Origin of the sequence: Streptomyces sp. ITFR-21 (genome assembly GCF_031844685.1) — a bacterium.
GTDB lineage: Bacteria > Actinomycetota > Actinomycetes > Streptomycetales > Streptomycetaceae > Actinacidiphila.
Window position 1 is genome coordinate 2,844,504 of the sequence record NZ_CP134605.1, and the last position, 14,968, is coordinate 2,859,471.

Sequence of the window (14,968 nt, forward strand, 5' to 3'; positions counted from 1 at the left end):
GGGCACGCCGGCCGTCCCCGCCGGGCCGCCTATGTGCCGAGTGCGGGCGCGGCGAGGCGCGGGCGTGCCGCGATGACGCCGCACCACCGCGCGCGCCGAGCGCCCTGTACTGCCGTGGACGGCACGGCCGTACGCCGGGGCACGAACGAAGGCGGCCGTCCTGCGCGCCGAACGGTGGCGGGAACGGCATGCGCCGAAAGGCGCCCGCAGCGCTGACGGCGGAGGAGGAGGCCAGGCTCGTCGCGTACCACACGGCGGCCACGGGCCGGAAGGACCAGCTCGGCGCGCTCGTCGACGGCATCGCCAGGGCGACCGGTGGCAAGTTCGTCGGGACCGAGTACGCGCTCGAGAGCCTCGGCTCACTGCGGGAGAAGGTCCTCAGGATCCGCGAGGAGCACGCGGGCAAGCCGGGCACGCCCCAGCCGCTGCCCCTCGACGTGGCGCTGGCGGCGATCGCCGACCTGCACCGCTACACGACCATCTACACCCCCGCGCAGTACGCCGCGAAGGCCCGGGACGCCTGTGCGGCGTTACGCGCGACCTACCTGGACCGGGTGCTGAAGGACTACTGGGGGACCGACTACTACGAGGGCTTCAACAACTCCTGGCAGGCCAAGGACCAGTCGTACATGATCGAGGTCCAGTTCCACACGCCCAACAGCTACGACACGAAGTCCGCGACGCACGTCTACTACGAGATCAACCGCGCGCTGGCCTCCGGGGAGTGGGACCGGCGCGCCTGCCGGGCCCTGCAGGTGCTGGCCAACGCGGAGTTGGAGATCCCGCCGGACGTGTACCTGCTGCCGGTGAAGGCGGCGGCGCCGGAGCCCGACTACCGGACGGCCCCGGAGTTCCAGGCGGCTCTGGTCCGGGTCAAGGCGCAGGCGCTCGAACTCGGCCGGAGGGCGGCGGGGTTGAAAGCCCGACCGGTCGGGCGGCCGGCCCTGACGAGGGGCCGGGGCCGGCGGGCGGACGGGCCTGAGGGGCCCGGGGAGCGGCGGGCGGCCGGGAACGGTCAGTAGCGCCAGCGGGTGGCTTCGGCGATACGCGCCGGGCTCTGGTCGGCGAAGAGGGCGATCTCGGCCCGGCGGACGGCGCGGACGGCCTCGTAGAGCGGCTCGCCGAGGGCCTCCCGCAGGACGGTCGAGCCGCTGAAGGCGTCGAGGGCGTCCGCGGCGGACTCGGGCAGCCGGGGCGGCGGGGAGGGGAGGAGGGCCGGGTCGCCGCTGACCTCGGCGGGGAGGGTGGCGGCGGCGTCGACCCCGGCGAGACCGGCGGCGATAGTGCCGCCGAGGGCGAGGTAGGGGTTGGCGGCGCCGTCGAAGCACTTGACCTCGGCGTTGGCGCTGTGGCCGGAGACCAGGCGCAGCGCGGCCTCGCGGTTCTCCGACCCCCAGCACTGGTAGGCGCCGGCCCACTGCGAGGGGACCAGCCGGAGATGGCCGGCCGGCCCCGGAGCGCCCAGCGCCAGCAGGGCGGGCAGCGCGTCGAGGACGCCGGCGAGGAAGGACTCGCCCTCCGCCGTGAGGCGGTACGGACCCCGGCCGCCGGTCATCAGGTTCCCGCCGTCGCGCCAGGCGCTGAGGTGCAGGTGGGCGCCGTTGCCGACCCCGTCGCCCGCGAAGGAGGGGGCGAAGGAGGCGCGCAGACCGTAGCGGGCGGACACGCCGCGGATCGTCTGGCGTACCAGCACGGTGCTGTCGGCGGCGGCCACCGGGCCCTCGGCGGCGACCGAGACCTCGAACTGGCCCGCCGCGTACTCGGGATGGATCTGCTGGACGTCCAGGCCCTGCGCCTCCAGCGCCTGGAGCAGGTCGCGGAGGTAGTCGGACAGGTCGGTGAACCGGCGCAGCCCGTAGGCGGGGCCGCCCTCGGCCGGGTCGGTGCCGTCCGGGCGGCGCAGGATCCACTCGACCTCGTACGCGGCCAGCAGGCTCAGCCCGCGGGCTCGGGCCCGCTCGGTCATCCGGCGGGCGAACAGCCGCTGGCAGCAGGGGTGCGGGGTGCCGTCCTGGGCGTAGCGGTCGGCCGGCGCCCACGCCCAGCCGGGCTGCGCGGCGAGCGGCACCGCGCGTTCGAGATCAGGGAACAGCCGCAGATCGCCGTCGGGGCCGCCGACGTACCGGCTGTCGGTGATCGAGTCGTCGGCGAGGAAGACGTCGAACACCGGCGACATGCCGACCCCGTGCCGTACGGCCTCGTCCAGCCGGCGCAGCGGAATGGTCTTGGTGCGGGCGATCCCGGCGTTGTCCACGACGCTGAGCGCGAGGCCGACGACGCCGTCGGCGGCAAGTCGGCTCCTGGTCAGACGGGCCTGCGCCGCCGCTTCTTCGTCCATGGTCAGCCATGGTGCCGTCCGGGGGTGCGGGGAGGCGGCAGGGCGGCGGGTGTCGGAATCGGCAGTCCTTGCGAGCGTTCCCACCGGGGCGCGGAGCCGGGGGCTGCGGACCGGGGCGCGAGCTGCGGGCGCGGACCGGGGCGCGGAGCCGCGGGCGCGGACCGGGGCGCGGAGCCGCGGGCGCGGACCGGGCTGCGGGCCGGGGGCTGCGGGCGCGGGGCCGGGAGCTTGCACAGCTGGGGCGCCGCCCGTCGGCCCGTTTGCCGGGAGGCACCGGGGGCCGGCCCGTGGACGTGCCTGCCGGCTCCCGCCGTCGCTCGGGCCGGCGTCCTCAGCCGCCCTCAACCGCCCTCAACCGCCCTCAACCGCCCTCAGCAGGTCGGGGCCGACGTAGCACCGCACGGCGACCCGGCGCCCGTCGCCGTAGGGGTGCTGTGCCCCGCCGATGGCCCGCCAGCCCAGGCGCTCGTACAGGCGGACGGCGGCGGAGTCCCTCTCGACCACGTCAAGCACCAGGCGTAAGGACCGCGCCCGCCCGAAGGACATGGCCTCCCGCATCAACCGCTCCCCCACCGCCTGCCCGCGGGCGCCGCGTACGACGAACAGCCGTGACACCACGCCGATCCGCGAGTCGTCCTCGCCGCTCTGCTCCCGCCACAGGGCCACCGCCCCTTCGTCGCCCTGGGGACGTCTGACCGCGACGTGCCCCACGATGACCCCGTCCGCCTCCGCGACCCACGCCCGGACGACGCCCGGCGGCCTGACCGTCGCCTCGGGCCGGGCCACGCCGTACACCGGGTAGCCGTCCGTCCCGTGCACCTCCACCAGCGCCGCGGCGGCGCCCGCCACGTCCTGGTCCCTCATCGGTCGGACCACGGTCACGGGATCGCTCATCCTGCCTCCGCTCTGGGATCGTCTCCGCCCGCGGGCGCGGCACGGCCCGTACGGCGCGGCGGGCGCGGGGTGGGTGGTCGTCCGGACGGCGTCGCCGCCCGCCCGCCGGGCCCCGGCGCCGCGCCCAGCGCCGACGCCACCCCCCAGCGCGCTCCGGCGTCCCCGATCAGCGACCACAGCGCCCACACCCCGCACACCACCGTCGGCACCGCGAACGCGACCGCGGCCACCCCGCCCGCCACCAACCAGCGCACCCCACGACCCACCGAGCCACCCCCGACCCCAGCCCCTGACATACCGTCACCACCATGCCACCCGACGCCCCCTCCCGCAGGACAGTGCGAGGCCGGTAGCCGCCCACGGCGTCCCGCAGCCGAGCGTCCGCGTGGGGGACGGCCAAGCACCACCCATCGTTCACGCGCCGCCCCGGCATGGCGTGCCCACCCGAACGCCGTGTTGCGATTCATTCCCACTGCACGAGCCGCAGCGGTGATGCTGCCGTTCTCCCTGTCCGGCGCCTCGAAGAACACCGCCTTCAGCACCTCGAAATTTACGATCCCCACAACTCCCTGAACTCCAGGATGTTGCGGGGATCAATAGAACCCGCCTCTCCGGCGGCCGGGGCACCATACCCGCAGGTCAGCGGCTCCCTCGGGAGCCGGACCTCGTAGGCCGCGTGGGACTCGAACCCACAATCAATGGATTAACCTCGCTGTTTCGGTTGGGCTTTGCTGAGCTGGGCTGACGTCTCTTTTCGGTGGTCGTCGCCGTTTGTGGCTGGGTGGGTATGGCTTTGGCCCGACGCTGGGTCGGGTGCTCCAGGGTTCCTCGGGTCGTAGGTGAACAGGGCTGGGCCATGGGTCAGGTGGCTGGTCTGGGCAGTGCCGCGAGGTGCGTGAATGCCTTGGTCAGCTCATTTCGCCAGGGTCAGGTAGCGGCGATCCGCAGGTGGAGGCGTCGTCCTCCGCGGGTGAGGCGGGCTGCTGCGTGCAGCAGGCGGTAGCGGAGTTTCTTCGGCTCGGCTGTGGCCAGTTCGCCGTCCAGCAGGAGGGTCTGGGTCCAGGCGAGCAGGTCGATGGCGGTCAGGGCCAGCTCCAGCCACGCGGTGTTGATGGCGAAGTGGCGGGAGGGGAAGCGGCCGAAGCCGGTGGTCTTGCCGCAGCGGATGCGGTCCTCGACGCGGGCATGTCCGCGGTGGCGGACCTCCAGGAATTGCAGCGAGCCTTCGCCGACGGGAGTGTCGGTGAGGAACGCCTGGTGGCGCATGCCCTCGTCGAGGTCGAACAGCGACAACTGCGCTCCGGGGTGCGGGCGTTCGCGCCGGACGATGAGGCGTGTGCCGTCGGGGTGGCCGGTCAGGTCGACCATGCCGGTCGGCTCGGCGACCTGCGCGCCGGCCCGCAGGGTGCCGTCCTGCTCCAGAGCCGGGTGCCAGAACCGGTCGGGCAGGGCCCGGACCGCCCGGCGGACGGGTTCGGTGACCGCGTATCCCACGGAGAAGGACGTGCGGATGCCCCGGTCCCGCAGGGAGCGCAGGTGGGCGAGGAAGGTTTTCGCGCCTCCGGCGCTGTCGGCGCGGACCAGGATCGGGGTGCCGTGGCGGTGGGCGTCGGGGATCTGGGCCAGGGCCCGGTCGAGAACGGTGATGTGGTCGCTGGCGGTGTTCGCGCCGGCGTTGCCCGGCCGCAGCAGTCCGGCCAGGGCCTCGCCGGTGTTGTCCAGGAAGCACAGCAGCGGGTGGTAGCCGAAGCCGCGTTTGTAGGTGGGTGCCGCCTGTTCCTTGTCGGAGTGGCAGGTCACCAGGGTGGCATCGATGTCCAGGACCAGGCCGGGCAGGTCCCGGCCACCTGCGCGGGCCGCTGCTATGCCGCCTTTGGTCTCGGCGGCCTGCAGCCAGGCGACGTCACGGGCGGCGGCCCTGGCCGAGCGCAGCCCGGCGAGTGCGGCCGGGTCGATGCCGGCCAGCAGACGCCAGGCGGTCGGAGTGGAAGCGACCGGGCCGAACACGCCGGGCTGGTCGCGCAACAGGGCCAAGTCGGAGATGGCCTGGCCGCCGTCGGCGAGCATCACTGCCACATCGACAGCGACCCGGCCGGGGTCGTGCCCGGTGCCCCGTGGCCGCAGCCGGCGCAGCGTGTCGGTGAAGGCCCCCGTCAGGCCGGTGGCGTCGGCGAGGTCGGCCAGCAGACGCGACCCGGCGTGACTGACCACTCCGCGACCGTCGGCCGACACGACCAGCGCGGGGCGTGACCCGGTAGTCTGCACGCAGAAAGTGCCTTCTCGCTGTGATGACAGAAGCCCTAGACAAGCCTCATCATCCCAGCTCAGAAGGCACTTTCGCGTTCCCGCTCAAGATCCGGACACCACTGCAAACGAAACGCGGAGGCTAACCGCTCGCCTACCCGTGGAGGTCGTCGTGACCGCACACCCGCTCCTCACCACAGACAGAGAGACGTCGTACAGTCCGGCACCACTCCTCGTCGCCAGCCCGTTCCTCGGCCAGTACCTGCTCGTCCAGCCCGGTCACGCGGCGGGCGTGCGCATCCCCGAAGTCCGTTACGAAGAGCTGCGGGGCGCTACCGTCAACGATCAGAAGGCCCCGGCCTGGCTGGTCGACGCCGCCGCGCGAGCGTGGGGCACGGAGCTTCCGCAGACCCGCCTCCGTGACTTTCTTCTCGTCCGGGAGCAGTCCCGGTACGGCTATGCCAAAGCGTCGTGGGAGATCAACCTCGGTTGCGACTACGACTGCGAGTTCTGCTACCTCGGAGAGAAGCGCTTCGCCGGCCTGAACTGGAATGGCAAGCAGCAACTGCTCCGTGTGATGCGAGACGCCGGGGTCCTGTGGTTGCAGATCACCGGTGGGGAGGCGCTGATCGATCGCGAGTTCGGTGCGGCGTACGAGTACGCCCACCAGCTCGGCATGATGGTCCAGGTCTCGTCCAACGGTTCGTCGCTGCGGAAGCGGCCGATCCGGGAGCTGTTCGCCCGGCGGCGTCCGTATCGCCTGACAGTGAGCCTATACGGGGCGACCGCCGGAACGTACGACGCGGTCACGAGGAACCGCGGGGCCTTCGGCCGGTTCGTGGAGGGCCTGGACGCCGCCGGCGAGGACAGGCTGCCGATCCGGCTCAACGTGATCGTCTCGGACGACAACGCCCACGAGGTCGATGCCATGGTCCGGCTGGCCGAGGCGTACGGCTTCCCGTACCAGGTGTACACGAGCATATCGCCCACGATCGACGGCGAAGCGAACCCGCTGGCGACCCAGGCCCACGACCACCTGCGCCCCCGAAGCGTCTTCACCGGCTGCAACGCCGGCCACACCTTCTTCCACGTCGATCCGCACGGCATCGCGTCAATCTGCAAGGTCGGCCGCGACCCGAGCGTGAATCTCATCACGGAGGGCATCGAAGCCCTCCCCCGGCTCGGCGGAATCGCCGAGTCCCTACAGCTCCGCACCGGTGGTTGCTCCGGCTGCACGATCGCGGGCACGTGCCGCACGTGTCGCCCGCTGGCCAAGCTCTACCAGGAGGCGGGGGACCAACGAGAGCTCTACTGCCAACACGGAGGTTATGGATCATGACTCCACCAGCCGCAGCCCTGGCCCCGCAGCGTCAGCCGGTATCGGTCACCATCGGCTTGCGCCCGCCCGCCGAGCGGACCGGCATCCTGCCGGTGCCGCTGACCATCGCTCCGATCAGGGACGACGAGTTCCAGATCATCGCCGACCTGGACGAGGCGGCCGAGGCCGCCGAGTGCTCCTGCTCGGCGGGCGACGACCAGCCGTACTAACCCCAGCGGGCGCGCCCAGTGCCGCTCCGGTCGTAAGCTGACCGGGGCGGCACCCCATTCCCCCAGGAGTCAAGGAACAGCGCGTCGTGTCCATGTCCCGTATCTCCTTCGAGCAGCTTCCCGCCGAGGTCCGCCAGGCCATCGCCGACAAGACCGGCGCTGTCCAGCAGGCGGTGACCGCGCCCGGCGGCATGAACTCCGGCATCGCCTCCGTGCTCGACACGGACAGCGGTCCGGTCTTCGTGAAGGGCATCCCGGCCGACCATCCACAGGTGGGTGCGCAGCGCCGTGAGGCGGCGGTGGCCGCGCAGCTGCCCGCCTCGTGCCCGCGCCTGTTCTGGCACTTGGAACTCGACGGCTGGAGCCTCCTCGGCTACGAGGTGATCGACGGCCGCCACGCCGACTACGCCCCCGGCTCCCCAGACCTGCCGCTCGTGGAAGCGGCGCTCGCCGAACTACAAGGGATCACGGCACCGGCTGACGTCGACATCAAGCAGGCCGTGGACCGGTGGGCGGAGTACGCGCCACCTGGCACGTTGCAGCATTTCGACGGTGACGCGCTGCTGCACACGGACTTCGCCCCGGACAACGTCCTGATCGCTGGAGGCCGGGCGCGGCTCATCGACTGGGCATGGCCGACACGCGGCGCCGGATGGATCGACCCGGGCGCCCTGGCGCTCCGCCTTATGGAGGCCGGCCACCTGGTCGAGGCCGCGATCGAATTCGCGGGCCACTTCCCGTCGTGGCGCAGCGCACCGCCCGAAGCGCTCGCGGCGTTCGGTACGGCGACCGCATCGCTGTGGCGGGAGATCGCAGGGCAGGACGGCGCGGTGTGGAAACGGGCGATGGCGGAGCAGGCGGCGTCGCTGGCACGCGTCCTCAGCACGAATCAGTAGCCGAGGACGGCTCCGGCAAAAGTCCGGTACCGGAGTGGGGAGCATCGCGCACGCCGAACGGCTGCTCTACGGCCGCGCTGCGTCTTCTTCCCCAAGACCCGGGCGCCCTCGCTCGGGTACTCGTGTCCTCGTCCCCCGGCGAGGACACGTGCGCAGGACGGGCGGTAGGACCGTCCGACGCGACAACTTGCTGCGTCGGGGCGTAAGGACCCCTTGCCCCACAACTTGCTGCGCCGCAGATCGCCTGTGTCCAGCGCTGCCGTGCCCGGCGCTTCTCGTACTTCGGTCCGCGTTCTCACCGGAGACGGTGAGCGACCCGTCCCACCCGTTGCGCTCCTGGTCAGCGCAGGTACGGGTGGAATCCTGGTGCGGGTCGACCCGTTGCGGGACAACGACCCGTCCCCGTGCTGACCTGCACGGGGACGGGTGGGGCGGGTGGATGCGGGTCAGCCCTCGCCGCCTGGGGCCGTCTCCGGTCGAGGGCAGCCTGCCGGGCTCGCTGCGGCCAGCCGCCTCCAGCGAGGTCGGCGACGGCCACCAGCGGCTCCCACGTGTCCGCCGCCCGGTCCTCCACCGGCAGCGCGGGCTCCATAGCCGCCGCCGTATCGGTCAACGGCACCAGCCACCCGGCCAGCCGGTCCCGCAGAACGTGCAGCAGCGGGGTGTCGCGACGAGAGCGGAACGGCAGTACCGTCTCCCCCGGTCCGCGCCTGCGCATCCGGACCACGACCGCCCGGTCCATGATCGTGTCCGGCAGGTCCCCGATCCCGGCCAGTGCCGCCATCGCGAAGGTGGCGAACTTGGTGGGTTTGTGCTCCGGCCCGACGACCCGAGTGGTGGGCCGGTTTCGCTGGTGACCGGAGTTGAGCAGGCCGCGCATCTCCTCGTTCTTCTCCGCGACCTTGACGCTGCCGAAGATGGTGTCCGCCTCGTCCACCAGCAGTGTCGGCGGCTGCTCGGTGATCGACCGGAAGATCGCCGCCGGGGTCGAGTTGACCGTGATGAAGGGGTCATGGACGGTGTCGTGCAGCACGTCCAGCAGCCGCGACTTCCCGCACCGCTTCGCCGGGCCGACCACCGCCAGGCGCGGCGCGTGCTGCCACGCCGGTTGCAGATGAGTGGCCGCGACCCACAAGGTGACCGCGTCCAGGGCCTCACCGCTCGGCATGACCACGTACCGGGCAATGGCTGACCGCAGCTCGGTCAGCAGGTCAGCGCCCTCCGAGAGCGCACTCCTCGGCGGTGGATCGACCGGACCCGTCGGCTGACCGACCGGGGTGACCGGCTCCCGGTCAGTGACCGCGGTCAGGCGTCCGGCTGTTCCGGTCAGCCGGTCAGTAACCGGAAGAGGCCCGGTCACCACAGCCGACTGGTCGCCGGACGGATTCGGCTTGGCGGTCAGTTCCGCGAGCGGCTGCCGCGTCGTACGTTCCGGCTGACCGGGTACGGTGACCGGCGGCCAGGCTGCCGCAGGGGGTGCGTCGCGGACAGCCGTTGTCATAGGCTCCATGGGTAGCTCCTCGACCGGTGGGTGCAGGCTGGCCGGCCCGCCCCACCTGGGTTGATCGTTTCTGGCGTACAGGGGAGTTGTGAGCCTCCGGCGTTGGCGCGTCGGGGGCTCGTTCGTTCTCGGCGGTTGGCGCCGCGCGAGCGACCACGGACAGTACGACGAACGCGCGCAGCAGTCCACGGGATCTTCGGCGGCGTCCAACGGGCGCGCGTACCGGGGCCATGCACATCACGCCGCGAGCCCGAGCAGAGCCTGCAGCTCGGCCGTCACCACTCGGTACGAATTGCCCAACCGCAGAACGCGGCACGGGTACTGGCCGCGCTTGGCCAACTCGTAGCCCTTGCTCCGTCCCAGCCCGAGCGCGCGGTTCGCCGTCTCCAGGTCCACCGCCGCCGGCAGCGCCAGCAGTTCGTCCTTGGCCATGCCCCTGACCACCGGCCGGGTCGTATGGCTCTCACGCATAGCCGCCTCCTCCATATACAGCTCTCGGCGAACACGGTCTCACATCCGGCTCCAAGCCCAGGTCAGGAGGGTGCACCAAGCTACTGTGTCGCCATGACACAACGCAGTGCTGATGCTGGGCGGAATGAAGACAACGCCCCCGAGTGGGCCGACCAGGTCGTGGCGACGGTGGCAGCCGAGGTCCGCCGACTTCGGAAGGAGCTGGGCATGAGCGGCGAAGACCTGGCCCGCGCCTGCGCCGATCTCGGGTACGCCATTCCGCGCAACGTCATCGCCAACATGGAATCCGGCCGTCGTGCCCAACTCCCCCTGGTCGAGGTGATGGTGCTCGCCAAGGCCCTGCACGTGGCGCCGATCTGCCTGATCTATCCCGTCGGCCTCGTGGACCGCGTACAGGCGCTCCCCGACGAGGAACCGACCGACACGTTCGACGCACTCCAGTGGTTCACCGGCGAGTCGTACGGCTACGACGGCCCCAGCCCCCAACTGCGCGAGCGCAGAGCCGCACCGCGACGGACCTGGTCAATGGATGCCGAGGGCAACATCGTCTGGAAGGACGCCCCGGCAGACGGTCTCTGAACCTGCAGGGGGAAGCACTATGAAGGGCTCGACTCACCGCCGCTGCTACTGCCGTGACACCGATACCGGCCGACCGCTCGGCAGCAACTGCCCCAAGCTCGCGAGCCGCAAGCACGGCTCCTACTCCGTACGCCAGGAACTCCCGTCCCGCGAGGACGGCACCCGCCGCTCCTTCAGCCGCGCCGGGTACGACAACCTCAAAGCCGCCCAGGCGGACCTGGACCACGTCCGCACCCTCCTCGGCCTCGCCGACACCGACGACCCGGACAGCGTCGAGCGCGTCGCGGCCCTACTGGAACGCCTGGTCGACGAGAAGGCGCCGCTGCCCGAGGTCGAGGAGATCCGCCGACGCCTCCGCTCCGGGCTCGACCTACGCGGCGGCACGACGGTCGGCGAGTGGCTGGACCTCTGGTTCGCGTCCAAGAAGCGCCGCAGGACGACCCTCAACGGCTACGCCTCTCACATCAACGTCCACCTCAAGCCGCGCATCGGCCACGTGCGGCTCGACCGGCTCAACGTCGGCCACCTCGTGGAGATGTTCGACGGCATCGCCGACGCCAACGAGGTCATCGCTGCCAAGAACGCGGCGCGTCGGGCACAGATTGCCCGTTGCAAGCCGAGTGCGCCGGGGCGGCCCGTAGTAGCCGAACGGGCATGGCTGGCGGCGGAGCGGGCGAAGCTCGCCGAGATGCCGCCCTTCCGCAAGCTGACCGGTCCCTCCACCCAGCAGGCGATACGCCGGACCCTGCGCGCCGCGCTCAACTCCGCCATCGCGCAACAGCTCATCACCTTCAACCCGGCCTCCCACGTCGAACTCGCCTCGGGCCGCAGGCCGAAGCCCCTGCTCTGGACGGACGAGCGCGTTTGGCGGTGGCGGCAGACCGGCGAGATACCCGGCCCGGTCATGGTCTGGACACCGCAGCAGTTCGGCGTCTTCCTCGACGCCGCCCAGGAGGACCGGCTGTACGCCCTGTTCCACCTCGTCGGCTTCCGCGGCCTGCGTCGCGGCGAAGCCGTCGGCCAGGACTGGAGCAACGTCGACCTCAAGGCCGGCCTCATCACCCCGGCCAAGGAGATCGTGGTCGACGGCTGGGACCCGTACGAGGCCGAGCCGAAGACGGACGGCAGCGCCAACACCATCGCCCTCGACAGCCTCACGATCGCCGCCCTCCGCTCCCACCGGAAGCGCCAGAAGAAGGACCGCAAGAAGTGGGGCACGGCCTGGAACGACACCGGCAAGGTCTTCACCCGCGAGGACGGCTCCTGGCTCCACCCCGAGATGGTCTCCGATACCTTCCGCCGCATCCACGCAACGACCGACCTCCCGCCGATCACCTTCCGCGACCTCCGCCATGTCGCAGCGACCCTCACGCACGCCGGCGGCGGCGACATCCACACGGTGAAGGAGGTCCTGCGCCACTCCACGATCACCCTGACGTCGGACACGTATACGAGCCTCCTGCCGGAGCTGGACCGGGAGGTCGCGGAGAAAGCTGCCGCGCTGGTTCCCCGTGCTCAGCTGAGGAGCAGCCGCTGAAGCCGGACCCCCACGATCACCATGCAGGTGAAGCGTGCTTGCCTCGGCGCATCAATCAGGCACTCCAACCGGAGCACGCCTGAACTGTGTGCGCCGGTCGCCTTGTTCGATGGATACTGCCTCTTAACAAAGTAGGTGCGCGGCCTCGCCAGCCTTGCAAAACCTTCGCCAGGGACCATCGACAGTGGAATAATCATCCAGCTGGTCTCAACTTTTCCGTCAACGTCTACTGGAGCACGACGTGGCAGGATTCGATGGATATTTCACTTTCCACCCCGATAATTTGGAAGTAGTCCGAGCCATGAACGGGGCGGCACGAAGACGGGCGCGCAGCATGAATATTCGTTGGAGGAGCCGCGCCACATGGGACGGTGAGGGTTATACGGCCGTAGACGGCTGGACCTATGGCCTGGACATCTTCCTGGAGAGACTTCGCCGAGATCTCCCCACCATTGCCGAGGCTACACCTGGCAGGCACTCACCTGCCTACCGTCGCAAACTGGGCAACGGATACGCAGATATTCTCACCAAACACCGCTGCACCTGGTACGAGCGCTACTCCCGCGACGAGAATTGGTTCGTTCCGAAGCTACGGGCTCTCAAGGCATCCTCAGTGTGGCCAGTACACTCTCTATGGCCTGCTAGCGATGATCAGGAGCTAGGTAATCGGCTCATCGTCGCGCAAACCGTGATGGCCGCCTGGTGCGTCGAGGAAGTTGCTCCAGAGGTGGTAATCGAGGAGCTGCACACGGCAGCAGAGCTCATGCTGAAACGAATTACGGGTATGCCCGATCGGACCAAATTCCCCGATCTAATCCGAGAGGCTCGGCGAATGAAAGCGTTGAGAACCGACCCTCTGATTTTCAACTACAAGGAAGCGAAGACGGCTTTGACGCCGCAGCAGCTGCTGAAATCACTACTTCGAGAGCGGAACTCCACCAAACATGGCGGCAGCTCTCAAGCCGCAAAATGGCTCGACAACCACTTCTGGGCCACCGCCGGCGTCTTGGAGGCAATGTCCGCTTCCGTTTAGCCTCGATATTGCGCGCGGATCCGGCGTCTACCCCACGGTCCATGTTAGTTATTCAGCGGCCAGAGGTGCGGCCTCAGCGCTACCCTGACTCGCATGTCTGATGAGCTGACGTTGCAGCATCTCACGGAAGATGAGCTTCCACCACTTCGCTCAGAAGAGGAGATGGAACAGCTCCAGCTTCGCATGTCTTTGCTGGTCGGTGAGGTGGCTCGCGCGAGTGCATCGCTTGAGGATTTTCTACGGACGCTCATGATCGCTCTCCTGGACAGCAAGTACGGCGAAGTGGCCGCTGCAGGCCTGGGCGCCAATGAGCTGGTAGACATGTGCACCGCCCTGGCAAAGATCAACCACGAGCTAACAGAGCCTCAGCGTGCCGCATGCCGGAGCCTACTCGGGACGGTCAAGCCACTACTTACCAGACGCAACAGTTTGGTGCATGGCGTCTGGGCGCCGGAACACGTCTCCGTAGAGGAACCGTTGCCCAGCAAGGCCATAGCAAGCATCAGCAAGAGGCGTAGCGCAACAGTCCACGTAGAGATCTCGTTCGAAGAGGCAGAGAAACTGGCGGAGGAGCTCAGCAAATTGGGTTCTGAGATCTTCACGTGGACCTGTCGCTCCCTGACCCGGCAACTGCGTCGCGAACAGGTCACCGAACCACCGCCTGAGGCAACGGACCAGAATGGCGTGTGACCTGCCACCAGCAATAGACGGGCACCGCGCCTACTGAGGTTGAACTCGTGATGTCGCTATGCGGGTTGGATGGTCAGGCCGGTCTCGGTGAGGCAGCCGTCGATCAGGTTGCTGCGGTACTGGATGCTACGGAGGCCATGGCGAATGGTGCGGATGAGGTGTTCGGGGGTGGTGAACGCGACGTTGGAGAGCCAGCCGCGTCGCAGCAGGGACCAGATTCCTTCGACGGGGTTGAGGTCGGGGGCGTAGGGCGGCAGGTAGTAGATGGTCAGCCAGTCGCGTGAATCGGCGAACTCGCGCAGGCCGGCGGCCTTGTGGACGTTGAGGTTGTCCCAGATGAGAACGATCGGGCCGCCGAGCTGCTGGTGGGCGCCGTCAGCAGGTCCCGGTAGTCGCGCCAGGAGAAGCTCTTGCGTCCGTCACGGTTGCCGTCGTCCCTGCGGGGCCGGTAGATCAGCCGGGAGCGGTGGCCTGGTCTGTAGCAGGTCAGTGCGGCGATCGAGACGCGTCTGCGGGAACGGCCGCGGACGCGCACGACCGGGGTGCGGCCCCGTGGCGACCATGTTCTGGCCTGCGGCGGTGTCATGGAGAAGCCGGCTTCGTCCTCGAAGACCAGCCAGGCCCCACGGCCCGCCGCTAGCCTTCCGCGCGGGGCCAGACCTCCTTGACCCACCCTGCCACCGCATCGTCGTAGCGTTCCATGGCCCGTCGGGCCGGGACCTGGCAGGACCAGCCGTTGCGGACCAGCAGCTTGCGCACCCCCTGGACCGTGTAGGCCAGGTGGAAGCGTCGGCCGATCACGGTCTTGATCCGGCCCAGGGTCCAGCGCTGGTCCTCCCAGCCGTGTGCAGCCGGTCCCTTCGCCAGCTCCGCCTCCAACTGGGCGAACTGCTTCTCGTTCAGCCTCGGCAGCGAGGCCGGGCCCTGCGACCGCAAGGACCGCGGACCGCCCTCGGCCCACGCGTGACGCCATCGCTGCACCGAGCGGACACTGACCCGCAGGTCCCTGGCTATTGAGGTACTGCCCTCGCCCCGGGCGAACCGCTCAGCCGCCTGAAGCCGTAACTCCTCACGCCTGGACTGCCGTTCGGCGGTCAACCCGCCACCCTGTGGATACCGCATCCTCCGGTGATACCGCAGCCAGGCACCAACCGTCAGCCCCTACGACTCCACGAGTTCAACCTCAGTAGCTATCGTTCACTTGTCCAGCACGTGGCAGACGAGAGGCACAGCGACA

The 14,968-nt window shown here is 69.8% G+C and carries 11 protein-coding genes and 3 pseudogenes; 8 read left to right on the forward strand and 6 right to left on the reverse strand.

What is annotated here, in order from left to right; genetic code table 11:
- Positions 1–188 precede the first annotated feature (188 nt).
- On the forward strand, positions 189–1,022 hold the full coding sequence (locus tag RLT57_RS12395; RefSeq protein ID WP_311297454.1) for a hypothetical protein: 834 nt from the start codon (positions 189–191) through the stop codon (positions 1,020–1,022).
- On the opposite strand, the gene RLT57_RS12400 is transcribed toward RLT57_RS12395, so the two are convergent.
- The 3 genes and pseudogenes from RLT57_RS12400 to RLT57_RS12410 form a co-directional block, all read right to left on the reverse strand.
- Positions 1,016–2,338 (reverse strand): glutamine synthetase family protein, encoded by a 1,323-nt coding sequence (locus RLT57_RS12400; protein WP_311297455.1) that lies wholly within the window; start codon positions 2,336–2,338, stop codon positions 1,016–1,018. The genes RLT57_RS12395 and RLT57_RS12400 overlap by 7 nt on opposite strands.
- Before the next feature lie 351 nt (positions 2,339–2,689).
- Entirely contained in the window at positions 2,690–3,232 is a 543-nt protein-coding gene (locus RLT57_RS12405) for a GNAT family N-acetyltransferase (RefSeq protein WP_311297456.1), read from the reverse strand.
- 930 nt (positions 3,233–4,162) lie between these two features.
- A pseudogene (locus RLT57_RS12410) lies at positions 4,163–5,497 on the reverse strand (IS1380 family transposase); the annotation flags it as partial.
- A 241-nt stretch (positions 5,498–5,738) separates the two neighbouring features.
- Between RLT57_RS12410 and RLT57_RS12415 the strand changes: the two are divergent.
- The 3 genes from RLT57_RS12415 (at position 5,739) to RLT57_RS12425 (ending at position 7,920) form a co-directional block, all read left to right on the forward strand.
- Entirely contained in the window at positions 5,739–6,815 is a 1,077-nt protein-coding gene (locus RLT57_RS12415) for a radical SAM protein (RefSeq protein ID WP_311300686.1), read from the forward strand.
- On the forward strand, positions 6,812–7,024 hold the full coding sequence (locus tag RLT57_RS12420; protein WP_311297458.1) for a hypothetical protein: 213 nt from the start codon (positions 6,812–6,814) through the stop codon (positions 7,022–7,024). The genes RLT57_RS12415 and RLT57_RS12420 overlap by 4 nt, the downstream gene beginning before the upstream one ends.
- Before the next feature lie 92 nt (positions 7,025–7,116).
- The gene (locus RLT57_RS12425; RefSeq protein ID WP_311300687.1) at positions 7,117–7,920 is read left to right on the forward strand and encodes an aminoglycoside phosphotransferase; all 804 of its coding nucleotides are present in this window, start codon (positions 7,117–7,119) and stop codon (positions 7,918–7,920) included.
- A 340-nt stretch (positions 7,921–8,260) separates the two neighbouring features.
- Here RLT57_RS12425 and RLT57_RS12430 read toward each other — a convergent pair whose 3' ends face one another.
- Positions 8,261–9,430, reverse strand: a complete 1,170-nt coding sequence (locus tag RLT57_RS12430) for a DUF3631 domain-containing protein (RefSeq protein WP_311297459.1) — start codon at positions 9,428–9,430, stop codon at positions 8,261–8,263.
- 228 nt (positions 9,431–9,658) lie between these two features.
- The gene (locus tag RLT57_RS12435; RefSeq protein WP_311297460.1) at positions 9,659–9,892 is read right to left on the reverse strand and encodes a hypothetical protein; all 234 of its coding nucleotides are present in this window, start codon (positions 9,890–9,892) and stop codon (positions 9,659–9,661) included.
- Between the two features lie 93 nt (positions 9,893–9,985).
- Here RLT57_RS12435 and RLT57_RS12440 point away from each other — a divergent pair.
- The 4 genes and pseudogenes from RLT57_RS12440 to RLT57_RS12455 all read left to right on the forward strand — a co-directional run.
- Positions 9,986–10,363, forward strand: a pseudogene (locus RLT57_RS12440) (helix-turn-helix domain-containing protein); the annotation flags it as partial.
- A 127-nt stretch (positions 10,364–10,490) separates the two neighbouring features.
- A complete protein-coding gene (locus tag RLT57_RS12445; RefSeq protein ID WP_311297461.1) occupies positions 10,491–12,008 on the forward strand; it encodes a site-specific integrase in 1,518 nt (505 codons plus the stop codon).
- 241 nt (positions 12,009–12,249) lie between these two features.
- Complete coding sequence (locus RLT57_RS12450) at positions 12,250–13,041, forward strand: hypothetical protein (protein ID WP_311297462.1); 792 nt, start codon at positions 12,250–12,252, stop codon at positions 13,039–13,041.
- A 93-nt stretch (positions 13,042–13,134) separates the two neighbouring features.
- Complete coding sequence (locus RLT57_RS12455; protein ID WP_311297463.1) at positions 13,135–13,731, forward strand: hypothetical protein; 597 nt, start codon at positions 13,135–13,137, stop codon at positions 13,729–13,731.
- Positions 13,732–13,787: 56 nt separating this feature from the next.
- On the opposite strand, the pseudogene RLT57_RS33695 reads toward RLT57_RS12455, so the two are convergent.
- Positions 13,788–14,853: pseudogene (locus tag RLT57_RS33695) on the reverse strand (IS630 family transposase).
- Positions 14,854–14,968: the final 115 nt, after the last annotated feature.